Genomic DNA, 23,860 nt, shown 5'->3' on the forward strand with positions numbered 1-23,860 from the left:
GGTTTTATGACGTACGCAGTGGAATTTAACAATGTCTCGCGATTGTACGGGGATGTTCGTGCCGTCGATGGGGTCAGTATTGCGATTAACGATGGTGAGTTTTTCTCTATGCTGGGGCCATCCGGCTCTGGCAAAACTACCTGTCTGCGCCTGATAGCTGGTTTTGAACAGCTGTCAGGCGGTGCAATTAGCATTTTTGGCAAGCAGGCCAGCGAGTTGCCGCCCTGGGAGCGGGACGTCAACACGGTATTTCAGGATTACGCGTTGTTTCCGCATATGTCGATCCTCGATAACGTGGCCTATGGGTTGATGGTTAAAGGGATGGATAAAAAACAGCGCCATGCCAAAGCGCGAGAAGCGCTGGAGAAGGTGGCGCTCGGCTTCGTTTATGAGCGTAAACCGTCGCAGCTTTCCGGTGGACAGCGCCAGCGCGTGGCGATCGCTCGCGCACTGGTTAATGAACCACGCGTGCTGCTGCTGGATGAACCGCTTGGGGCGCTGGATCTTAAACTGCGTGAACAGATGCAGTTGGAATTGAAAAAACTACAGCAGGCGCTGGGCATTACCTTCATTTTTGTTACCCACGATCAGGGTGAGGCGCTGTCGATGTCCGATCGCGTGGCGGTGTTTAATAACGGCCGCATTGAGCAAGTGGACTCTCCCCGTGAACTCTATATGCGCCCACGCACGCCGTTTGTGGCGAGCTTTGTCGGGACATCAAACGTCTTTGATACCGCCATGTCGGAGAATGTCTGCGGCCTGCAGGGAATGTTCTCTCTGCGCCCGGAACACATTCGCTTGAATGATCCTGGCGCAGAAGTGCAGGCGCCGGGCGTTATTCAGGCGGTGCAGTATCAGGGGGCCGCGACGCGGTTTGAGCTAAAACTGGCTGGTGGCGAAAAGTTGCTGGTAAGCCAGGCGAACCTGACGGGAGAAACGCTGCCGTCAACGCTGTCGCCGGGTCAGCAGGTCATGGCCTCGTGGTCACGTGACGTGATGGTCCCGCTGGTTGAGGAGAGGTGAATGGCGATGAACGTTTTACATTCACCTCCCCAGACCACCAGGTTGAACAAAATCTCAGGTTATTTCTGGCGTAATCCGGGGCTGGGGCTGTTTTTACTGCTGCTCGGACCGCTGATGTGGTTTGGTGTCGTCTACTTTGGCTCATTGCTGACATTACTGTGGCAAGGGTTTTATACCTTTGACGATTTCACCATGTCCGTTACGCCAGATCTGACGCTGGCGAACCTGCAGGCGCTGTTTAACCCGGCGAATTACGACATCATTTTACGCACGTTGACCATGGCAATAGCGGTGACTATTGCCAGCGCCATTCTGGCGTTTCCGATGGCGTGGTATATGGCGCGTTACACCAGCGGCAAGATGAAAGCCTTTTTTTACATCGCCGTCATGTTGCCAATGTGGGCCAGCTATATCGTCAAAGCCTACGCGTGGACGTTGCTGTTAGCTAAAGACGGCGTGGCGCAGTGGTTTTTAACCCATCTCGGGCTGGAGCCGATCCTGACCGCGTTTCTGACGCTGCCAGCCGTGGGCGGGAATACGCTGTCGACGTCAGGATTAGGGCGTTTTCTGGTTTTCGTCTACATCTGGCTACCTTTTATGATCCTGCCGGTACAGGCTGCGCTGGAACGGTTACCGCCGTCATTGCTGCAGGCCTCGGCGGATTTGGGCGCCCGCCCGCGTCAGACCTTCCGCTATGTAGTGCTGCCGCTGGCTATCCCCGGTATTGCTGCTGGTTCAATCTTTACCTTCTCGCTGACGCTGGGTGATTTTATTGTGCCGCAACTGGTGGGGCCGCCGGGTTTTTTCATCGGCAACATGGTCTATTCGCAACAAGGGGCTATCGGCAACATGCCAATGGCGGCGGCATTCACCCTGGTGCCGATTGTATTAATCGCACTGTATCTGGCGTTCGTGAAGCGTCTGGGAGCGTTTGATGCACTCTGAACGCGCACCGTTTTTACTCAAACTGGCCGCATGGGGTGGCGTGATTTTCCTGCACTTTCCCATCCTCATCATCGCCGCCTATGCGTTTAATACTGAGGAAGCCGCTTTTAGCTTTCCACCGCAGGGGCTTACGCTACGGTGGTTTAGCGTGGCGGCACAGCGTAGCGATATTTTGGAATCAGTGACACTGTCACTTAAGATCGCCGCGCTGTCGACGGCCATCGCACTGGTGCTAGGAACGCTGGCGGCGGCGGCCCTGTGGCGGCGGGATTTCTTTGGCAAGAACGCAATATCGCTGTTGTTGCTTTTGCCTATTGCGCTACCGGGCATTATCACCGGTCTGGCACTGCTGACTGCATTTAAAACCATCAATCTGGAACCCGGCTTCCTGACCATCGTGGTGGGGCATGCGACGTTTTGTGTGGTAGTGGTATTTAACAACGTTGTGGCCCGTTTTCGTCGCACATCATGGAGTCTGGTTGAAGCGTCAATGGACCTGGGGGCGAACGGCTGGCAAACCTTCCGCTATGTGGTGCTGCCGAATCTTGCGTCGGCGCTGTTGGCCGGAGGCATGCTGGCGTTTGCGTTGTCGTTTGATGAAATCATCGTAACAACGTTCACGGCCGGACACGAAAGAACACTTCCGCTGTGGCTACTCAATCAACTGGGACGTCCGCGTGATGTCCCGGTGACCAACGTAGTGGCATTGCTGGTGATGGCGGTCACAACACTGCCGATTTTAGGGGCCTGGTGGCTGACGCGTGAAGGCGACACTCTCGCCGGAAACGGTAAATAAACGACAATATGGGAAATTGCTATGCAACATCAATTACTGATTAACGGCGAACTGGTCAACGGTGAAGGTGAAAAGCAGCCGGTCTATAACCCTGCTACCGGTGACGTGATCCTGGAAATTGCCGAGGCGTCAACCGTGCAGGTTGATGCAGCCGTCCGTGCCGCCGATGAGGCTTTTGCCAGCTGGGGACAAACCACGCCGAAAGTGCGTTCAGAGCTGTTACTGAAGCTGGCGGACACTATCGCCGAAAACGCGCAGACATTTGCTGAGCTGGAATCCTTGAATTGCGGTAAGCCTTTTCACTGCGTGCTAAATGATGAAATTCCGGCGATTGTGGATGTTTTCCGCTTCTTTGCCGGTGCGGCACGTACGCTCAACGGCCTGGCGGCCGGGGAGTATCTGGAAGGGCATACGTCCATGATCCGTCGCGATCCGCTGGGGGTGGTGGCGTCTATCGCACCGTGGAACTATCCGCTGATGATGGCTGCGTGGAAACTGGCACCGGCGCTGGCGGCAGGTAACTGCGTGGTGATTAAACCATCCGAAATTACCCCATTAACGGCACTGAAGCTGGCGGAGTTGGCGAAAGATATTTTCCCGGCAGGCGTGATTAACGTGCTGTTTGGTCGTGGTAAAACCGTGGGCGATCCGCTGACCGGTCATGAAAAAGTGCGCATGGTTTCACTGACCGGCTCTATTGCTACCGGTGAACACATCATTGGGCATACTGCGCCATCGATTAAGCGCACGCATATGGAGTTGGGCGGCAAGGCCCCGGTTATTATTTTTGATGATGCCGATCTCGATGCGGTGGTGAGCGGCGTACGCACGTTCGGTTATTACAACGCCGGGCAGGATTGCACCGCAGCCTGTCGCATTTACGCGCAGAAAGGCATTTACGACGCGCTGGTCGAAAAATTGGGTGCGGCGGTCGCCAGCCTGAAAACCGGTTCACCGAATGATGAATCAACAGAGTTGGGGCCGGTAAGCTCTCAGGCTCATTTGGATCGCATCACCAAAGCGGTGGATGAGGCCAAAGCGCTCGGGCACATCAAAGTCATCACCGGCGGTAAAAAAGTAGAGGGTGCAGGCTACTATTTTGCCCCAACGCTGCTGGCGGGCGCGAAGCAGGACGATGCTATCGTTCAGCGGGAAGTCTTCGGCCCGGTGGTCAGCATCACCCAGTTTGATGATGAGGCTCAGGTCCTGGCATGGGCTAACGATTCAAAATACGGGCTGGCATCTTCGGTCTGGACGCGAGACGTCGGTCGTGCCCATCGCCTCAGCGCCCGCTTGCAGTACGGCTGTACCTGGGTCAACACCCACTTCACGTTGGTGAGCGAAATGCCGCACGGCGGGCAAAAACTCTCCGGTTACGGTAAGGACATGTCGGTTTATGGACTCGAGGATTACACTGTTATCCGCCATGTGATGATTAAACACGAGTAAAATCAGTACCCGCGCATGGCCATAGACGCACGGATAGCTAATTACTGGTAGAAGGGTGTCTATACTATGCGCGGCACTGGCCTCGTCGCCATCGGACGGCGGTAAGTTGGAAATATCCGCGAGGTCAGGCTAATTTACATACATTGGAGTCGCGTTCCGTTCTCTTAATGAACATCACTTCGCTGATGTCCGGTATCTGGGTTTCATGGCAACATCCCTTCGATTAAGGATAGCGTTGCATCTACCCCTTGAACTCACCGCATGAATCGGTCACCGCCTTACCTACATACGCTATCGGTTTGGCTGATAATTCAAATTCATGGATACATATTTTCATCATCTGAGGGTACGCGGCTTTTTTCTTTTAGTATGTGTACATTAGCCTTACAGAATTCTATGTAGGCTCTGGCCGCCGTGGAAACATGTCGGTGTTTTTTATAAACCAGATGCAATGATGAGTAGGGCAAACGTGTCTGGGGTAAAACCTCAATCAGTTTTCCACTATTAATGTATTCCGCAGCAAAAAAAGCAGGTAACTCAGTAATGTAGTCGCCAGCAAGGGCTCCAGAGCGCAAATGAAGATAATCATTGACGATGAAGGTCGCTGGAACATCGTAGGTATGTTCACCGAGCATCCACACCGGACGCGCGCCTATCACCGAACCCCAGGCGGCACAGGGATACTTCATCAGGTCTGATGGCTCTTTGGGGGGCTCACTGCCCTGAAAAAGCGCCGGGCTGGCGACCAGAATATGCCTGAAATCCATGAGATGGCTCGCAACGACATCATCATCAGAGATGCTTCCAACTCTCAGCGCGACATCAATACCTTCAGAAACTAAATCCACTCGACGTTCAGTCGTATAAACGTTAATGGCAATACCCGGATATATACGCTGAAACTGCCTGATGATTTCCCACCACGGTTCAAGTGATTGAGGCATTGTCAGGCGTAATCGGCCTGTAATGCGGGAATCGGCAGTGGTGAGGAACTGCTCGGCATCATTAAGCGTATCAATAGCCGAACTGGCCTGATCCAGCAATTTTTTACCCGCCTCTGTTGCTCTGCAACCTTTCACAGTGCGTTCTAGCAGAACAACATCCAGCTCATGCTCAAGTTCAGCGATCCTACGGCTTAGCGTCGGAAGCGGTATGTTGTTTTCCCGCGCTGCTGCAGAAAGGCTACCGCAGCGGGCTGTCAGAACAAACATCTTTAAGGCATTTAAGTCCATCGACTCCTCTCAAATATGAAAACATTATTCTCAATTTAGACGCTACACAGTACTGAGTGTGGATATTAAAATACAGCCACTTTCAGTTAGTAATGCCCGTAATTATAGAAAAAATGTATTGCCTGGAGCAGATTTAGAATCTATCTGACGCCATCAGTCCTTTTTAAAGCTCCAAACCCTCCCTTTGATAAACTCTCAAAAATGAAAATGCAACATGCACAGACTTAGGAATATGACATTAACATGAACGATTTAGTAAAAGCCTATCTGGCTCGCCTTGGCCTTGACGCAGAAAAACCCTCCATTGAGGCACTTACCCGTTTACATCAAGCTCATGTAGAGCGGATCCCTTACGAAACATTCTGGATCCACCTTGGTCAGGGTTGGGGAATTGACGCCATGGAAAGTTTCAGAAGAGCGGCAACAACCCGACGAGGTGGTTATTGTTTTCAGCTCAATGGCGGCTTACATACGCTACTCACCCACCTTGGTTATCGTGTGAGTATTCACCCAGCAAACGTCCACGGCGCTGAAGGCCCTGAGCATATAAAACTGGAAAACCATGCAGCTATCATCGCTGAGGGGTTGCCGAGTGAAAATAATCCCAACGGGAGATGGTGGGTGGATGTCGGTCTTGGCGATGCGCTTCATGAGCAAATGCCTCTGATGAATACTACCGTTAACCAAGACTCGATGCAGTTTGGCATGGAAGCCATGGACAAGGACGGCGTGGGCGATTGGCATCTCATTGCCGATCCATCGTGCTGGATCGCAGGCGTGAATATGGCTGAGCAACCCGCTTCTATGAGTGATTTCGTAGACCGTCATCACTTTAATATGCATTCCCCTGAATCCGGATATGCAAAAGTTGTTACTGCACAACTCCGGAAGCCACACGGCAAAACGATACTGCGAGGTTGCGTTTTAACAAAAACCGATGGCGAAGTCGTTACGACTCACATCTCAACGTCTTTACCCGAGTGGCAGGAAGTGCTTGATGAAGAATTCGGTCTGACTTTCGAAAACGTTCCTGAGATATCGCTTAAAAAACTGTGGGTCAAAGTACAGAAGATCCATGAAGAATGGGTCCAGACTCGCGAAAGTACGTAAAACAGCAAGTTGTTGACGACCGGCCCGATACATACGTTGATGTTATCGGCCGGAGCAGTATCATTGAGCGGAGTACCAACAATCGTATACTGGATTTGCTCATTATTCGGCAGCGAGCGAAATCTTATTAATATTACAACTGCACTAATCGCACTTTCCCCTACATAAATCCATGCTTAATGTCCGCTGCTGGCACTCAGCGGACAATTTTTGGGGTCAGAAGGCACGGTCGGTTTTGAACTATGTTTAACACCAGTCAGAATAATAAGATGGTTGAGGTTATTAGGGCCTGAACGGTGGAGGCCTCATTCCGGGAGCATTAGATAACCAGAACCTCACTCAGAAGTGTGCCAACATTGCGTGGGTAAGAACAATATCCGGAGAATAAAGTGTTCGGAAAATTTTTTTTAAATTACATGCCTGGTTTACAAAATTTATTAGCCTACGATAAAAGCTGGCTAAAACATGATGTTAAAGCCGGGTTATCTGTTGCGGCTGTCGCACTACCCGTTGCTATTGCTTACGCTGAGTTGGCGGGTGTTGGGGCAATCGTGGGGCTGTATTCCTGCGTTTTACCGATGATCGCTTATGCACTGTTTGGTTCTTCACGTCAGCTTATTGTTGGCCCTGATGCAACAACCTGCGCGGTGATTGCGGCCGTCGTGTTTCCCCTCTCTGCAGGTAATCCCGAACTGCACTGGCAACTGACGATCATCATGACATTGATGATGGGCGGATGGTGCCTGCTTGCCAGTAAATTTCGCCTGGGCGCACTTGCCGATCTGCTTTCTCATCCCATTCTTACTGGTTTGCTTAATGGCGTAGCCGTGACGATTATTGTCGGGCAATTAGGTAAGGTTTTAGGGATCACACTTGATGAGGCGCAGGTTATTGAAAAAATAATTGCCTTGCCAGGCCGAATCGCAGACAGCCATTTATTAACCTTAGGACTATCACTTTTAACGTTAGTTATTTTAATGGTTATCAAAACGTATCGCAGCCACTGGCCAGCACCGTTGATTGCCATTGTGATAACAACGGCGCTGGTATGGGGAACATCAGCACAAAATCATGGGATTACCACTATTGGAGGCGACGGTTTTCAGCCTGGTTTACCCGTCGTTAACTGGGCGGCGTTCCAGCCAGGTCTGATGCGTGATTTAGTGATCCCGGCGCTGAACCTGGCTTTGGTCAGTTTTGTCAGTCTTATGCTTACCGCCCGTAGTTTCGCCGCGAAAAATGGCTATGACATTAATGCTGATGCTGAGTTTAGAGCTCTGGGTATTGCGAATCTCATGTCTGGATTATCTCAGGGGTTTGCTATCAGTGGAGCCGATTCCCGAACCGCTGTTAATGATTCAACTGGGGGGAAAAGTCAGCTGGTTTCCGTGGTCGCAGCCTTACTCATCGGTATCATAGTCGTATTTTTTACTCAGCCATTACAGTTTATTCCGGTTTCTGCATTAGGTATTGTTCTAATGTATGCCTCGTGGTCATTGATTGATTTACGTGGGCTATGGAACCTGAGGCGAAGAAATAAACAGGCATTTCGTTTGGCCTTCTTCACCTTTGGCTGTGTGTTAATTATCGGTGTAATCCAGGGAATCGGGCTTGCCGTGTTGCTCGGTCTGTTACAGTTCCTGCGTACAGTCTTTCGTCCTTCTGAGCACTTACTGGGAACTGACGAAAATGGAATGATTCACTCATTAGGTAATTCAACCGATATTAAAATGGTTCCGGGCGTGTTGATGTATCGATTTAACTCCCCGTTGACCTATTTTAATGTGGCTTATTTTAAACGTCGGGTATTGAACTTAGTTGATGGTACAACATTACAACCTAAATGGGTGGTTATTGATGCCGTTGCCTGCTTCACCTATTCAGATATAAGTGTCCTGGCCACCATTAATGAGTTAAAGCGTGACCTGAAAAGTCGACAGATTACGTTAATCCTTGCGGGCCGGAAAACGGAATTAACACGCTGGTTTAAAGAAAGCCGACCAACAATGAATGATGATGACATGCTTCTGGCTCCAGACCTCTATTTGGCACTCCGGTTCATTCAAAGCAAAGAGAGTGCGGGTGAGGGCGAATCAGACGGTGATGTACCATCCCAGTGACACAATTCCTGAAAGGGGTCCAAATTCAGTAGACCACTTCATACGGGGCCGCTTAGGGGGCAAAGCATGCCGGGATTCGCTATCTCATTACCGCAGAAAGGTTAGGGCTATTACACACTAAGGATAATTTACTGGCAGGTGAAGCAGTGGGAAGATCGCACATCAATGGCAGAGAGAATGTTCTCTCTGCCAGCAGACGCTGCAATTAATCAACAAGAGTCACATCAAGCAAACCAGCCAAACCTTGCGGATATCAGGCTGAAAAGTCCTACAGCAGCAAAGAGATTTATCAGTACTACGGTTTTACTGGAAACATTCATTTTTGCCACCTTTCGATTTAACCCTTATGGGTATAGTACGGGTTAAAACTATCCGCAATAGTACGAAATCTGAACATTACGGAGAACGGTTTTTTTCTCGCCGATTTTCTTAAAAAAATGAATAAAACTTGATGTGTGTCATAAAAAAGAGCATATTGCGCGCGATTTTCCCTTCTGGCCCGGATGCCCTAAATGTCTTTGTATCAAAACATGCTGGTTTTTTATGCGGTAATGGCCGCCATCGCGGCTATCATCACCTGGTTTCTTTCGCGCGATAAAAAGCGTATTCGCTTTCTCAGCGCGGTATTAGTCGGGGCGACGTGGCCGATGAGCTTTCCCGTCGCACTCCTGTTTTCTCTTTTCTAATGACGTCGTCAGGCCTTTAGCAGCGCGATTAATCGCAACCTGTCAGCGTCAGTCACGTCCAGCGGATGCTGATAGCCGACGTTTTCATTGGCGCGGGTGTACAGGGCAACCAACCAGTCATACACGTATCGGCTGGCACCATGCCGAGGTTGCTCGTCCAGTTTTGCCAGTCGACGCATCGGTTGTTGCGGCGGGGCGCTAAAGATAGCGGCACCTTTTAGGATCCTGCTGGCAGGGCGCTGTTCCTCGGCAACGCGAGCAAACCCAAGCCAAGTAATAAAATCACCGATATCCGCGTGCAGCTGCGCTGCGCAGACGTTCTCGCGCTGCATAATAGCGTGCAGGCGTTGCGGCATCTCCAGCCGGTAACTGGTGGTCACCAGGATGTCAGCAACCTGCCTTAAAGTTTCCGGCTCCAGGTGCAGGCGACGCGCGTTATTCTCATTACGACACCACTGGCGCACATGGTTGATCCACATTTTATGCGCCAGGTATCCGGTCTCTTCACTCTCTTGCGGGTGAGACGTATCTCGCGCGTCAGCAAACAGGTCGATCGCATCATTAAATAAGCCGCTAACCTGCTCCTCACGCGGTTGTTGAATACGTAACAACGACTCCACGCTGCGCATAGGCGGCAGTAGTCCCTCCAGCAGCTCGCCATGTTTTGCCGCCTGAGCTTGCAACTGGCGAATAAGTGATTCACTCGCCCCAGTCGTCTCGTCATCCGTGTGTAGCCAGCTCATTAACGTGGCGCGAATTCGCTGCTGGATTTGCTCGTGCAGAGAGATAAACCGAGCCTGACGCTGAGCGGGCGAAGTGGCCTGCGACAACCATTCAACCAGCCGCTGTAAACTGTGCTTATCCAGCGCCTGTAGCGTGCCCCAGTACAGTCCGGGTTTGCCCAGTAATTGCTGAACGGCTTCATCGAGGTTCTGCTGGGTGCTAAAACGTGCATCCTGTGGGGTAATGGCCCACACCACGCCCGGTAACGCAGCATCGTGCAGCGGTTGGGTATCGTTGATCCAACCGAGTAGTGTGCGGGTGACGGTCGGCGTCTGCGAACGGGTGGATACCGCGTTGCAGATGACTAACACATCGGGTTGCAGACACTGGCGGTAATGCTCCAGCATCCACCCTAATTTTGCTTGCCATAGCGGGTGTGGATGCGCATCCGGTGCCAGGGGGATATCCAGCAGGTCCGTGCTCTCCAGCACCGCGTCTTCTACCGTCAGTACCAGTTCGCGGGTCAACAGCGCCAGTGATTCCAGTGACAGGCTGACCGCATTAAGCAACTGATTGTCGGCAATGGGATGCACCACCACATCACTTAGCGCGTCGTTCCCGGCCAGTGCCGCCTGAGTGAGAAAGCTTTCGGCGGGCAAGCCGAAATGGTCGACCAGCAGGCTAAACGGCGCAGCTAATTCTTTGGCATGCCCGGTTTGCTGCAGCGTATGCGCCAGTGCCAGAAACTGCTGCGTGAGTTCTGGCTGTTCTCCCCACAGTAATGCCCAGGCATGTGCCCGGGTGGTGAGATCCAGTGCCGGAAGCAGCATGGCAAACTGGTGCCACAGCGCATCGTCAATTTGCTGCTGGTTTGAGGGAACACGAGAACGCCAGAAACGCGCGATGGTGGCCACGTCTTGTGCGCAGATCCCCGCCACAGGATGGCGCTGGCGCAGCGTCTGCCATTTTTCTAACCGCGTCTCAATGATCGCTTTTTCAACCTGACGGTTGTCAGGTAACGCACAGAACTGGGCGATAAACAGCTGAACCAGATCCGCCTCGCTCATCAACCGCAGGCGCAGCGGCCATGCGCTGTCCAATGGTGTTTCGTCGCGGGTGAAGCGAATAGCCATGTTGGTTGGCGCATGGCCGGGGTTAATGTGCGTAAAGTAATCGATGCTGCGATCCGGCGTGGTGATGTTCAGTTTGCCACCCGAATCGCTGCACAATGCGCAGAGCAAATGCGCTTTCGCCGCCTGTGAGTGGCCGTACAATCCCACACAACCCGGCGCGGCGAATGTCTCATTGAGCGCGGTTTCATTGACCGCGGCTAACGTGAGCTGAGCCAGCAGGGAATCTGCTTCATCATCCAGGCGTGCCGCGCGTGTACGTACGTCCGTTACCCATTCGATGGCGGCCTGTGCGGTGTTTAACGTCTTGCTCATTTCAGGTACACACTCCCGCTATCAATCCAGTAATGGCTGCCGCTGTGGCGGCGGTCTGCCAGCGTATTCAGTTTTAAGGTTAAGGCGTTAGCGGCAACGGGTGTGCCATCCTGCAGCCAGGCATCGCTGAGGACGAAGTATTCCGGGCCGGTTTCTTTGCTACCGCCACGTAATTGCAGACGCACATTTAATACGCCATCACCGGCGATGGTTTTCGCCAGCTCAGCAGAGTTGATACTGAGCGTATACAGCGGGGTGGCGGGCCAGCGGCTGTTCTCCAGTTGGCGGAAACCTAACGTCACATTGCCACGCAGCGGGAAATTCAGGCGCGCGTCCAGCTTTGCGCCTGGCTTGTCGAGGTCGATATCGTGATACCAGATATTCTCATCGCGCAGCGTATTAACCGTGTTATCTAACACGCCGAGATAGCGTACCGTCGAGTACGCGCCGATATCGGCGGCTTTAAAGTTAAAACGCGGCAGACGCAAATCCAGCGCCAGGCTGCACAGCATGGCGCCCACGGCGGCGGTGGACTTCGGATTGCCAATGCGCCCTTGCTGGCTAAACGGATACCACTCATGCACGCGGTAGCTGTCCATCCAAATCATACGATTAACCGGAACGGGTTGCAGATGACGAATCAGCGCCTGTACGCCTGGTAAACAGGCGGGTCTGCCGGTTACCAGTAAAATGTCGCAACGATAGTGCGAGATGGCTTCACACACGGCGTGCAGCGGAGAGGTCAGGGTAAACTGCCCGGCCAGCAGGGCTTCCTGTAATGGCCTGAACTGCACTTGCAGCGGCACGCTCAGCACGTCAAAAACCGGCGAGCCCGCAGGCAACGCATGATCGATGGCCTGCTGGATATAGTTCATCACGTTGCGCGTTGGCGGCTGGGCCAGCAGTTCACCAAAGGTGGCATGTAGCCCCGCTACCGGGTCGTTAACATCGCTTTGCTCCCACGCTGAGAGCACCGCATGCCCGAGCGGCATAAACAGCTGTAACGCCGTTTGCTGGCGTAAAATCGCCTGGGTGTCGATGCGCCCGGAGTCGCCAAACAGCGTGGCCAGCAGGGCGGCGGCGTCGGTAACCCCCGCCTGTTGTAAGCGGGTTTGCAGGGCGGGTAGCACGCAGCGTTGGATAACATCGAGCAGCAAGTCATCCCCGGCAACCTTGAATCCTTCACGAAACAGCAGATGCGGCGTGATTTTGACATTCGCCCCCACGCCATCATCTAATTGATAATGGACCACGGCCATATCCGTGGTGCCGCCGCCAATGTCGATTGATGCCACACGCAGGGCGCGACCGTTGACTTCACCCGGTTCCGGAAGGCGGTCCGGGCGGGCGAGGGCGTTGAAGAACGATTCGGTGTGCCCGTCGTAGTGTGAAATCGCTTCATTGTATAGCCAAACCAGCTGCCCACAGCTGGCTTCATCCCATTCCATCTGGATCTCAGGGACGGGGACCACGCTTTTTTCCTGCTGCTTGCGGGTGGTAAAATCGTCATCCTGCGGATGCCAGCCCATCGCTTTCCACACTAATGCAATAGCCTCAAACATGCGCAGGCGGAAGATCTCACGCTCTTGTTTTGGCATCGCCGACGGCAGGGTCAGGATCAGCGTACGCAGCTGGCGAGGCGAGGCCGGAAAACCGAGGCGCAGACGTGTCGCCACGCTGTTAATTTGCCCCAGCGCCTGCGCCAGAACTTCGCACAGCATATGAGTCATCAGCGTGCTGCGACTGTACTGCGGTGAGAATACCGGCAGCCGGTCATCCTGCGGCAGGCTAAACAGCGGTTGGCCATCATCGTTCATCAGATTCATCAGCGGGAAGGCAGTTGCCAGCGGTTCGCGCTGAGTTTTGCCATTCATCTGGCTAAAGCGCCAGTCGTGCAACACCGGTGTTTCATCCCACAGATACCGACGCGGGCTGGAGATCCCGCTGCTGCCTTCGGTGCCGACGCGCTGCATGGCCAGTTTGCGGGCTTCATCGCCGACACGAACGATCGACGGCCAGATGAAGGCATCGTCACGACCGCTCTCCACGGAAAAGTGCTGTTTCCCAAAACGCGCCTCGGAAAACTCCAGTCGGCTAGTGAACAGCGGATCGTTGAGGTATTGCGGCTCGCTTAATGAACGGACCTGTAATTCTGCCGTCTGGCGTAGCCCGTCATTGGCGTCACCGTGATCTTCAATCAATACGCCGCAGGTATGGGTATTGCCGATATCCAAGATCAGATCGACAGGAATGGCCGGGGTGCTAAGGGTGTGCGTCACCAGCTTTACTTCCGGAATGGCAAGCTGCTCGCCTAACAGGGTCAGCACATTCAGCCAGTGCGCCTGATATTCGAAATTTCGCAGCGCGAGCTGGATCTCTTGTTCGGCGCGGTTTTCTTGTTGCGTCACATAGTGCAAAAAAGACTCGCGCAGCCAGCCGTCAATCCACGTCTGGTCGAGAAAATCAGCGATTTCTTTATCGTGCCAGGCCAGCGCAAATCGCGTGCCGTTGAGCAAATCGTTTTCATTTGGCGTCAATACGGCGGGGGCATGCTCGGTTAACTGGCTGTCCAGCGCCACGGTCACACGGTGCGTGTTGCCCGCACTGTCCGGTTGTGCCAGCTTGCGCACCTGTACGCGCGCCCAGTTATCCGGGCCTTCGACAAATGTGCGCGGCGGGTTAAAGCGCAGGAACGGCAGCGGCAGCCAGACGCCGTCGAGCACGTCCAGTGAATAATGTAATGTCTGGGTGCTTTCTGGCTTGACCACTTCGGGTTGCCCGCCAGTGCTACCTGGTAACGTATAGCGGCCCGTTGTCAGGTCGAAATCCAGTCGCAGCAGCGGGCCGTTGGCCGTTTTGCGCACAAAGCGCCCGTGATGCGCGGATTCCTGCGGCGTCAGGCCAAAATCCAGAAACTGTACGCCGCTATTGGCAATGAGCGTCACGCTCTGTTTGTAATCACACAGATTCACCAACATAAAATCAGGCACCTATCTTTTTGATGGTCATGGGGATCTCCGCGTGATCGTCATAACGTGCGGTACAGGCGGCTACGTCGTTGGTTCCCGCTTTACAGGTGATTTCCGGCATCGGATAACGCGAGCCGTCCGTACAACGCGCGTTCCCACGACTTTTAATCATTAATTCACCCGACTGGTGCAGACCGGAGAAAATCTCCGCACGACATACCACATTGTCGCCGTGGACGACTCGCGCAGTGCCTTTATTGGTCTGGATCTGATAACGCAGCGAGGGCGCTTTACCGCTGACCGGATCTTTGATGTCGACCATCACGCGCCAGTTACCGTTGAGGAAGCGGGTGGTGCCGACCTTCATCTGGTTCGCGTCCATGACCAGCGCATCTTTCGGGATCGCGGCAATCACCACCGGCCCCTCGGCAGGCTTCTCTTTTTTTACCACCGGGACAACTTCCGCGCGATGCAGCGGCAGCGAAGGTGTCAGTACGGGTAGCGGCTTGATGTCGACCTTCGCAACCTCAATCGGCTGCAGCGCGGGCGCAGGGCGTGTCGCCTGCTGTTTCCACAGTAACGGTCCAACGATAGCGGCAATAATGACCGCGGCAACCGGCAGGCTCCACAGCGGCAGTTTACGCGCAGGTGTTGGCAATATGGGCGGTGGTGAGGCCTCGGGTTCATTTACGATGACCGGGGGCTGCGGTTCAGGTTCTGCGGGCTTGGGTGTTTCCACGACCGGAGTCAGTAAAGGTGCATCGGCTTCGGCAAAGGTGATTTCCGGGACGACCATATCTTCTTCAGGTTCGGCTTGCGGTGCGGGCATGACCGGAGGAACATCGGCAATCCGCAAGCAGTCGAGCACATCGTCACGCGTGTTTTCGTTCAGATTGACGAATCCCCAGAACGTTATCACCGGTTTGCCATCAACCAGAAAAACGTGATTTTCCCCAGGAAACTGAACGGCCTTTTCCAGCAGAGATCCAAACAATTGCAGCGAGGTTTTACCCGATTGCAGGCTTTTACGACTGAGAGTCGCCGCGCTGTCCAGCGTGCTGGCCAGATAGCGTAATGCCCGAAAGCGCGCGTCTTCATCAGCGGCTTTCCAGGCGACGGCTTGTCCTTCAATTGGGGAATACCAGTCAACCCGATCGCCATTATCATTGACTTGCGGGATCGCCAGACAATCGGCCATGGCCTGCTGTTTTCGCAGACGAAGCGTTTCACGAATTTGCAATGCTGAATCAAAAACGGCCTGACCACCGCCGCCCACGGCCTGATAGTCATCCAAATTGCCGCTGCGCAAGAGAGTTTTTGCCACGTTGTTATCCCTTAGACTTCTTCACACATCTACTTTACGGCTTATAAACGCGAGCAAACGGTGGAAGAGAGGCAAAAAGGGGCGAATTTTCATGGCATAGAGCACGGGGAAAAATCTTGACGTTTTGAAAAAGACTTAAGGGAAATTATTTCACCGGTGCTGTCGAATTAATCAGCGAAAACCACCGCATAAGAATAACCTGATAGTGATTTGTTATTAGTCAGTTTTTGTCAGCTATGCTCTGATAATGAGATGAATAATAAAATAAGAAGGCATACAACAATGATTGCAAGGAAAACGTTGCTCGCGCTGGCGCTCAGCGCGGGATTACCAACCGGTGCTGCATTTGCTGCCAATACCGACACCCTTATCTACTGCTCTGAAGCGTCTCCCGAATCCTTTAACCCGCAAATCGCCAGCTCCGGCCCATCATTTGTGGCCAGTTCTCAGGTGCTGTATAACCGACTGATTAACTTTGATCCGGTGAAAAACACCCCGGTGCCGTCTCTGGCTACCGACTGGACGATATCCCCGGATGGCTTGACGTATACCTTTACCCTGCGTCAGGGCGTGAAGTTCAACAGCAATAAATTCTTCAAACCGACCCGTGATTTCAACGCGGATGACGTTCTGTTCTCGGTATTACGTCAGAAAGATGCCGATCATCCGTACCATAACGTCTCGCAGGGTAACTATGAGTACTTCAACGATGTCGGGTTGGACAAGCTGATCAAAGAGGTGAAGAAGGTTGATGATTATCATGTCCAGTTTGTGCTGAACGAACCTAATGCGGCGTTTCTGGCCGACTGGGGGATGGACTTCGCGTCCATTCTCTCTGCGGAATATGCCGACCAGATGCTGAAAAAAGGTACACCGGAAAACGTCGATACCTGGCCGATTGGCACCGGACCTTACGTGCTGCAACAGTATAAGCAGGATTCACAGATCCGCTATCTGGCCAACCCGAACTACTGGGATGGTGACGTTCCGACCAAACACCTGATCTTCGCCATTACGCCAAACGTGCAAACGCGACTGGCAAAACTGCAAACCAATGAGTGCCAGATAATTCCCGCGCCTGCGCCGGTGCAGTTTGAGGAAATCAAGAAAAACAACGACCTGACGCTGCATTCGGTCGACGCACTGAACGTCGGTTATCTGGCATTTAATACTGAGAAAAAACCGTTTGATAACGTATTGGTACGTCAGGCGCTGAATTACGCGACCGATAAAAAAGCGATCATTAACGCCGTCTTCTTAGGTTCAGGCACGGTGGCGAAATCACCGATTCCACCGAATATGCTGGGCTTCAACAACGATCTGAAAGACTACGATTTCGACCCGCAAAAAGCGAAAGAACTGCTGAAGAAAGCTGGGCTGGAGAACGGTTTTGAGGCGACGCTATGGTCGATGCCGGTTCAACGTCCGTACAACCCGAACTCCCGTCGGATCGCTGAGATGATCCAAAGTGACTGGGCGAAGGTTGGCGTGAAGGCGAAAATCGTTTCCTGGGAGTGGGGTGAGTACCTCTCCGGAATGCGTAAGGGCGAGCACGACACCGCGCTGTTTGGCTGGATGTCTGACAACGGCGATCCGGATAACTTCGCTGATGTCCTGCTGGGCTGCAACAGCATTAAAACCGGATCCAACGCCGCACGCTGGTGCGATAAAGCGTATAATGCGCTGGTGCAAAAGGCGAAACAGGTGAGCAAGCCGCAAGAACGTGCCGCGCTTTACCAGCAGTCGCAAGAGATTTTCTACCAGCAGGCGCCGTGGATCGCGCTGGCAAACGGCAAAACGTTTTATGCCACACGCAGTAACGTCAGCGGATACAGCGTTAGCCTGATGGGCAGTGATTTTTCAAAAGCTAAATTAAATTAATCAGTTAAGGAGAAAGTATGTCGCACCTGGATGAGGTCAGCGCCCGCGTCGACGCCGCCATTGAAGAGAGCGTCATTACGCATATGAACGAACTGCTGATTGCGCTCAGCGATGATGCAGAACTGAGCCGGGAAGATCGCTACACCCAGCAACAGCGTCTGCGCACGGCGATTGCGCATCATGGTCGTCAGTATAAAGAGGATATGGAAGCCCGCCGCGAGCAGCTCACCAAAGGTGGCACTATTCTCTGATATTTCCTTGCCGGATGGCGGTGCTCACACCTTATCCGGCCTACAGGCATATTCCGTTGGCCTGATAAGCAAAGCGCCATCAGGCCATTAAAACGCGCGTCTGGCCACCAGCCAGGCGCCGATTACCAGCAACACTGCGCCACAAACTGGCCCCACCAGCGCACGCAGCGGTACGCCGTTGCTTCGCAAGATATCCAGTAGCAGACCGCCAATCAACTGACTGGCAACCAGCACCGCAATGGTGGTGGCAGCCCCCACATTTTGATAGCCGCTAATACTGGCGAAGACAAAAAACGAACCCAATAAACCGGGAATTAACGTCCACCAGCGTACGCTGGAAACCAGCTCACCAAACCCCGCCATACCTTGCTTAAACCACAGAATGCTGACAAACAGCACAATACCCACCAGCGAATTGAGCAGCATGGCAATCAGAATGGTTGAAGAGGTCTGAGTAATACGTACCATTAAGGTGTTCTGCACCACCAGACCGATGCCGGCGGCAATCAGAAAGGAGAGGGTTAGCGTCGAGTTCATCCGCGTGCGTCCGGATCGCGGCGATCGTCCAGTTGTAGCTGCATAAAGGTCAGATCCAGCCAGCGGCCAAACTTCGTCCCCACCTGCGGCATTTGCGCGGTTAAGACAAAACCGAGCGTGCTGTGCAGGTGCAACGATGCCTGATTCTGCGACTCAATGCCCGCGACCATCACATGCTTACCGCACCTGCGGGCCTCATCAATCAACCGGCTGAGTAATGCGCGCCCCAGGCCTTTGCCTTGATGATCCGGATGCACATACACCGAATGCTCAACGGTATGACGAAAACCATCAAAATTACGCCAGTCGCCGAAAGACGCATACCCGGTGACCACGTCATTCTCTTCACTCACCAGCACCGGATACCCCAGTATTTGCCGGGCTTCGTACCAGGATATACGGTTTTCGGCATCGACAGTTTGATCGTTCCAGATAGCCGCCGTATGCAGCACCGCGTGATTGTAGATTTCTGCAATGGCGGCGCAGTCTTCTTTACTGGCAAAGCGAATTGACATGTTGAACCTCAGGCATTGTTCACTATAGTATTACAATATGAATACTATTGAAGACAGCATAAATCAACGGATCGGTGCAAGAATTCGCATAGAACGGGAATCTCGCGGCTGGTCGCTGACGGAACTTGCCGAGCGCGCGGGCGTGTCGCGGGCCATGATCCATAAAATTGAGCGTGGCGAGAGCAGTCCAACGGCAACGCTGCTGGGGCGGCTTTCCGGGGCATTTGGCATCAGCATGTCAACGCTGATGGCGCGGGCTGAAATGCAGGAGGGCAAGCTGCTGCGCTTCGCCAACCAGCCAGTCTGGCACGATCCGCAAAGCCATTATCTGCGCCGCCACGTCTCCCCGCGCAGCGATCTGCCCATCGATCTGGTGCAGATAGAACTGCCAGCCGGGAGCGACATTCCCATGCCCGCTTCGTCCTACGTGCAGGCCAGACAGCTAATCTGGCTGCAGCAGGGGGAGTTAGTGTTTGTCGAAGGGGACACGCGCCACGAAATGAAGGCCGGTGATTGTCTGGAACTCGGCCCGCCGAATGACTGCCGATTTATTAATGAAACCGCGCAACCCTGTGTTTATCTGGTTGTGCGGTTAAACGCCGTCGGCAATTAATGTGAAAGCATCGCTAGCGCGGGGCGTCTACTATTGATGGATTCATGCCAAAAGCAGAGGAGAACATCAATGAGTCAACAACTGCAACGCAATCGCCGCTGGGTACTGGCTTCACGCCCCCATGGCGCTCCGGTACTCAGTAATTTCCGTCTGGAAGAGGGGGCTGTCGCCACTCCCGGGGAAGGGCAAGTTTTACTGCGCAACGTGTATCTGTCTCTCGATCCCTATATGCGCGGTCGCATGAGCGATGAGCCTTCATATTCTCCCCCGGTGGAGATTGGCGCGGTGATGGTCGGCGGTACCGTCAGCCGGGTGATGGCATCAAATCATCCTGATTATCACGTTGGTGAATGGGTTCTGAGCTACAGCGGCTGGCAGGATTTCGACATCTCCGATGGTAGCGGGTTGGTAAAATTAGGCGATAACCCTGAACATCCATCCTGGGCGTTAGGTCTGTTGGGCATGCCGGGCTTTACCGCGTATATGGGGCTGCTGGATATCGGCCAACCTAAAGCCGGAGAGACGTTGGTGGTGGCAGCAGCCACCGGGCCGGTAGGCGCAACCGTCGGGCAAATTGGCAAACTCAAAGGATGTCGGGTAGTCGGCGTGGCCGGTGGAGCGCAAAAATGCCGTCATGCCACCGAGGTGCTCGGCTTTGATCTTTGCCTCGATCACCATGCGCCTGATTTCGCGCAACAGCTGGCGCAGGCTTGTCCGCAGGGGATCGACATCTATTATGAAAACGTTGGCGGCAAAGTCTTCGACGCGGTGCTGCCGTTACTCAACACCTCTGCGCGCATTCCGGTGTGTGGGCTGGTCAGCGGTTATAACGCCACGGCGTTACCGGCAGGTCCCGACCGCTTACCGCTGCTGATGGCCACCATCCTGAAAAAGCGCATCCGGATGCAGGGCTTTATTATTGGTCAGGATTACGGTCATCGCATTCATGAGTTCCAGCAGGAGATGGGACGCTGGGTCAAAGAAGGTAAAATCCAGTACCGGGAACAGATTACGGAAGGGCTGGAGAATGCTCCGGCAGCCTTTATTGGTCTGCTGACCGGGAAAAACTTTGGCAAGGTTGTGATCCGGCTCGCTGAAGATTAATCGCGAAAATCCGCTGTGCCGCTCTGTTTGTGAGCGGCACGTTAAGCATTTATGGAGAAAATAAGAAGGTTGTTGCCAGAAAGCGAATAAACACTCCACTTTGAGATAAATAATGATTACTATTCTCATTATTAAAAAGGCAAAACCATGATTTTGCTGATTGAAGCATTGTGAAGCAGTAACAAATGAATTTATCAAAGGGAGTCGTCATGTCTTTACGTCATCTGTTTTCACCGCGTCTGCGTGGTTCTTTACTGTTAGGTTCACTGCTTGTTGCATCCTCTTTTAGTACGCAGGCTGCGGAAGAACTGCTGCGCAAAGCGGTAGGCAAAGGCGCCTACGAAATGGCGTACAGCCAACAGGAAAACGCGCTGTGGCTTGCCACCTCCCAGAGTCGTAAGCTGGATAAGGGCGGGGTGGTTTACCGTCTCGATCCGATCACGCTGGAAGTAACTCAGGCGATTCATAACGACCTGAAACCGTTTGGCGCCACCATCAATAATGCGACACAGACCCTGTGGTTTGGTAATACTGTCAACAGTGCAGTCACCGCGATGGATGCTAAAACCGGCGACGTAAAAGGCCGTCTGGTACTGGATGCGCGTAAACGTTCGGAAGATGTCCGTCCGCTGCAGCCGCGTCAGCTGGTAGCCGATGACGCCACCAACACGGTCTACATCAGCGGGATTGGTAAAGAGAGCGTGATCTGGGTGGTCGACGGTGAAACCATCAAACTGAAAACCACCATTGCTAACACCGGTAAAATGAGCACCGGTCTGGCTGTCGACAGCAAGGCTAAACGCTTGTACACCACCAATGCTGACGGTGAGTTTATTACCATCGATACCGCAGACAATAAAATTCTCAGCCGCAAAAAGCTGCTGGATGACGGCAAAGAGCATTTCTTTATCAATCTGAGCCTGGATACCGCTGGTAACCGCGCGTTTATTACCGATTCTAAAGCGGCAGAAGTGCTGGTGATTGATACCCGTGACGGAAAAGTACTGGCGAAAGTCGCCGCGCCGGAATCTCTGGCTGTGCTGTTCAACCCTACGCGCAATGAAGCCTACGTGACGCATCGTCAGGCCGGTAAGGTCAGCGTGATTGACGCGAAAAGCTATAAAGTCGTCAAAACATTCGACACCCCGACGTTCCCGAACAGCCTGGCGCTCTCCGCTGATGGCAAAACCCTGTATGTTAGCGTGAAACAAAAATCTTCACGTGAGCAGGAAGCCACACAGCCGGATGATGTGATTCGCATCGCGCTGTAATTTACCCGGAGGGGGAAACCCCTCCTGTTATTTATCCATACCCCACGATACGCCTCGTTACACCCCATCGCTGGCCTGATAAACATCAGGGACTTACACTAGGTCCTTATCGGCTCATTGCATAACACAGGAATATCATGAAAAAGCCATTTATCTGCCTTTGCGCAGGCGTAATGCTGTTTACTCTGGCAGGTTGTTCAACGGATTACGTCATGACCACGAAAAGTGGGCAAACTATCGTCTCCCAGGGCAAACCGCAGTTGGATAAAGACACCGGGATGACCAGCTATACCGATCAGGATGGCAACGCGCGGGAAATTAACAGCAATGATGTTGCGCAGTTAATCGAAGCCAACTAAGAAAGCAGGCCTGACGGGGATACGCTGTCAGGCCTGAATGCGATTACGGCGCGGTGCGCTGGATTTCCGCCACGCGTTTACGCACGCCAAACCATCCGGCAACCAGCAGAATAGCAATCAACGGTAACGACGCGATGGTGTAGGTGCCGTTCGGATAATCAAAGGCCATCAGCACCAGCACGCTTAGCAGGAACAGCAACGTTAACCATGAGGTAAACGGCGCGCCCGGTAGCTTGAAGCTGACGTTTGCCGCTTTGCCGTCTTTAATGGCCTGACGCAAACGCATCTGGCACACCACGATAAATCCCCACGACGCAATAATCCCTAACGACGCGAAGTTCAGCACGATCTCAAACACCTGCGAAGGCACCAGATAGTTGAGGAAAACACCAACCACATACACCACCAGCGTGGCGAGGATCCCAGCCCAGGGGACCTGCTGACGGCTCATTTTCGCCATAAATTTGGGGGCAGAACCGCCCATCGACATCGAACGTAAAATTCGTCCGGTGCAATACAACCCCGAGTTGAGGCTGGAAAGGGCGGCGGTCAGCACCACAATGTTCATGATACTACCGATATACGGCACGCCGAGTTTCGAGAAGAAGGTCACAAACGGACTTTGGCCCGCTTGATAGGCGTTCCATGGCAGCAGCAGCACCAGCAGTACGACGGAGCCGACGTAGAAAAGGCCAATGCGCCAAATCACACTGTTGATCGCTTTTGGCACCATGGTTTGCGGATCTTTGCATTCTCCGGCGGCCGTACCCACCAGTTCAATAGAGGCAAAAGCAAAGACCACACCTTGTACCAGCACCAGCGCGGGTAACAGACCGTGCGGGAAGAAGCCACCGTTATCGGTGATCAGATGAAACCCGGTGGTGTTACCGTCCAGTGGTTGTCCGGTACCTAAAAAGACCGTACCAACCACCAGAAAAATCACGATTGCCAACACTTTGACCAGCGCAAACCAGAACTCCATCTCGGCGAACCATTTCACGCCAATCATGTTCATGGTACCAACAATCGCCAGCGCACCAAGGGCAAATACCCACTGTGGCACATCGCCAAACGCCCCCCAGTAGTGCATGTACAGCGCGACAGCAGTGATATCGACGATCCCGGTCATCGCCCAGTTGATAAAGTACATCCAGCCAGCCACATAGGCCGCTTTCTCTCCCAGGAACTCACGGGCGTAGGAGACAAAACTGCCGCTGGAAGGGCGGTGCAGAACCAGTTCTCCGAGCGCACGAAGAATAAAGAATGAAAAAATACCGCATACCAGATACACCAGCGCTAAAGCGGGTCCAGCCATTTGTAAACGTGCCCCGGCCCCTAAAAACAACCCGGTACCAATCGCGCCGCCGATGGCGATCATCTGTACCTGTCGGTTGCCCATCGCTTTGTGATACCCCTCTTCGTGAGCATTCAGCCAGCGTCGTTTCGCCGCATGTTGTTCTGCGGCTTGCGTGTTGTGTGTGTTCATTGCGTTTCCTGTTGGCCTGAC

21 protein-coding genes are annotated in these 23,860 nt (G+C 53.3%); 13 read left to right on the forward strand and 8 right to left on the reverse strand.

The genetic code is table 11. From position 1 onward, the window contains the following. Positions 1-6: 6 nt before the first annotated feature. The 4 genes from IB214_RS11555 to patD are packed head-to-tail and all read left to right on the forward strand — an operon-like array spanning position 7 to position 4,213. Entirely contained in the window at positions 7-1,023 is a 1,017-nt protein-coding gene (locus tag IB214_RS11555) for an ABC transporter ATP-binding protein (RefSeq protein WP_115258453.1), read from the forward strand. Then, complete coding sequence (locus tag IB214_RS11560) at positions 1,024-1,968, forward strand: ABC transporter permease (RefSeq protein WP_096756980.1); 945 nt, start codon at positions 1,024-1,026, stop codon at positions 1,966-1,968. Beyond that, positions 1,958-2,764, forward strand: coding sequence for an ABC transporter permease (locus IB214_RS11565; protein ID WP_096756981.1), 807 nt, complete (start codon positions 1,958-1,960; stop codon positions 2,762-2,764). Before IB214_RS11560 ends, IB214_RS11565 begins: the two co-directional genes overlap by 11 nt. Before the next feature lie 21 nt (positions 2,765-2,785). After that, the gene (patD, locus tag IB214_RS11570) at positions 2,786-4,213 is read left to right on the forward strand and encodes an aminobutyraldehyde dehydrogenase (RefSeq protein ID WP_117342824.1); all 1,428 of its coding nucleotides are present in this window, start codon (positions 2,786-2,788) and stop codon (positions 4,211-4,213) included. A 317-nt stretch (positions 4,214-4,530) separates the two neighbouring features. Here the strand turns inward: patD and IB214_RS11575 are convergent, their stop codons facing one another. Next, a complete protein-coding gene (locus tag IB214_RS11575) occupies positions 4,531-5,445 on the reverse strand; it encodes a LysR family transcriptional regulator (protein ID WP_117342823.1) in 915 nt (304 codons plus the stop codon). Positions 5,446-5,688: 243 nt separating this feature from the next. On the opposite strand from IB214_RS11575, the gene IB214_RS11580 reads away from it, so the two are divergent. Further along, positions 5,689-6,555, forward strand: coding sequence for an arylamine N-acetyltransferase (locus tag IB214_RS11580; RefSeq protein ID WP_117342822.1), 867 nt, complete (start codon positions 5,689-5,691; stop codon positions 6,553-6,555). Positions 6,556-6,944: 389 nt separating this feature from the next. After that, positions 6,945-8,675: a SulP family inorganic anion transporter gene (locus IB214_RS11585; RefSeq protein ID WP_117342821.1), complete on the forward strand. Its 1,731-nt coding sequence runs from the start codon at positions 6,945-6,947 to the stop codon at positions 8,673-8,675. 224 nt (positions 8,676-8,899) lie between these two features. Here IB214_RS11585 and yncL read toward each other — a convergent pair whose 3' ends face one another. After that, positions 8,900-8,995, reverse strand: a complete 96-nt coding sequence (yncL, locus tag IB214_RS11590; protein WP_115258458.1) for a stress response membrane protein YncL — start codon at positions 8,993-8,995, stop codon at positions 8,900-8,902. Between the two features lie 192 nt (positions 8,996-9,187). Between yncL and IB214_RS11595 the strand changes: the two genes are divergently transcribed. Next, positions 9,188-9,361, forward strand: coding sequence for a GhoT/OrtT family toxin (locus IB214_RS11595; RefSeq protein WP_096756988.1), 174 nt, complete (start codon positions 9,188-9,190; stop codon positions 9,359-9,361). An 8-nt stretch (positions 9,362-9,369) separates the two neighbouring features. On the opposite strand, the gene IB214_RS11600 is transcribed toward IB214_RS11595, so the two are convergent. The 3 genes from IB214_RS11600 to IB214_RS11610 are packed head-to-tail and all read right to left on the reverse strand — an operon-like array spanning position 9,370 to position 15,822. Then, entirely contained in the window at positions 9,370-11,529 is a 2,160-nt protein-coding gene (locus IB214_RS11600; protein ID WP_117342820.1) for a virulence factor SrfC family protein, read from the reverse strand. Further along, positions 11,526-14,507, reverse strand: coding sequence for a virulence factor SrfB (locus tag IB214_RS11605; RefSeq protein ID WP_096759398.1), 2,982 nt, complete (start codon positions 14,505-14,507; stop codon positions 11,526-11,528). The genes IB214_RS11600 and IB214_RS11605 overlap by 4 nt, the downstream gene beginning before the upstream one ends. A 4-nt stretch (positions 14,508-14,511) precedes the next feature. After that, the gene (locus tag IB214_RS11610) at positions 14,512-15,822 is read right to left on the reverse strand and encodes an SrfA family protein (protein WP_117342819.1); all 1,311 of its coding nucleotides are present in this window, start codon (positions 15,820-15,822) and stop codon (positions 14,512-14,514) included. Positions 15,823-16,104: 282 nt separating this feature from the next. Between IB214_RS11610 and IB214_RS11615 the strand changes: the two genes are divergently transcribed. Both IB214_RS11615 and IB214_RS11620 read left to right on the forward strand, forming a co-directional pair. After that, on the forward strand, positions 16,105-17,703 hold the full coding sequence (locus IB214_RS11615; RefSeq protein WP_117342818.1) for an ABC transporter substrate-binding protein: 1,599 nt from the start codon (positions 16,105-16,107) through the stop codon (positions 17,701-17,703). A gap of 17 nt (positions 17,704-17,720) precedes the next feature. Beyond that, positions 17,721-17,954 (forward strand): YdcY family protein, encoded by a 234-nt coding sequence (locus IB214_RS11620; RefSeq protein ID WP_096756992.1) that lies wholly within the window; start codon positions 17,721-17,723, stop codon positions 17,952-17,954. Positions 17,955-18,041: 87 nt separating this feature from the next. Here IB214_RS11620 and IB214_RS11625 read toward each other — a convergent pair whose 3' ends face one another. Together IB214_RS11625 and mddA are read right to left on the reverse strand one after the other, a co-directional pair. Then, positions 18,042-18,491, reverse strand: a complete 450-nt coding sequence (locus IB214_RS11625; protein WP_096756993.1) for a DMT family transporter — start codon at positions 18,489-18,491, stop codon at positions 18,042-18,044. Beyond that, on the reverse strand, positions 18,488-19,006 hold the full coding sequence (gene mddA, locus IB214_RS11630; protein WP_096756994.1) for an L-methionine sulfoximine/L-methionine sulfone acetyltransferase: 519 nt from the start codon (positions 19,004-19,006) through the stop codon (positions 18,488-18,490). Before mddA ends, IB214_RS11625 begins: the two co-directional genes overlap by 4 nt. A 37-nt stretch (positions 19,007-19,043) precedes the next feature. Here mddA and IB214_RS11635 point away from each other — a divergent pair, with 37 nt between their 5' ends. From IB214_RS11635 to IB214_RS11650, 4 genes are all read left to right on the forward strand, one after another. Then, positions 19,044-19,619 (forward strand): XRE family transcriptional regulator, encoded by a 576-nt coding sequence (locus IB214_RS11635; protein WP_096756995.1) that lies wholly within the window; start codon positions 19,044-19,046, stop codon positions 19,617-19,619. Positions 19,620-19,688: 69 nt separating this feature from the next. Beyond that, positions 19,689-20,723, forward strand: coding sequence for an NADP-dependent oxidoreductase (locus tag IB214_RS11640; RefSeq protein WP_117342817.1), 1,035 nt, complete (start codon positions 19,689-19,691; stop codon positions 20,721-20,723). 209 nt (positions 20,724-20,932) lie between these two features. Then, positions 20,933-21,994, forward strand: a complete 1,062-nt coding sequence (locus IB214_RS11645) for a YncE family protein (RefSeq protein WP_117342816.1) — start codon at positions 20,933-20,935, stop codon at positions 21,992-21,994. A 137-nt stretch (positions 21,995-22,131) separates the two neighbouring features. Continuing rightward, positions 22,132-22,353, forward strand: coding sequence for a YgdI/YgdR family lipoprotein (locus tag IB214_RS11650; protein ID WP_117342815.1), 222 nt, complete (start codon positions 22,132-22,134; stop codon positions 22,351-22,353). 43 nt (positions 22,354-22,396) lie between these two features. Here IB214_RS11650 and ansP read toward each other — a convergent pair whose 3' ends face one another. Continuing rightward, positions 22,397-23,839: an L-asparagine permease gene (gene ansP / locus IB214_RS11655; protein WP_117342814.1), complete on the reverse strand. Its 1,443-nt coding sequence runs from the start codon at positions 23,837-23,839 to the stop codon at positions 22,397-22,399. Between the last annotated feature and the right edge of the window lie 21 nt (positions 23,840-23,860).

Source organism: Citrobacter sp. C1, assembly GCF_014596895.2.
GTDB classification, from domain to species: Bacteria; Pseudomonadota; Gammaproteobacteria; order Enterobacterales; family Enterobacteriaceae; genus Citrobacter; species Citrobacter gillenii.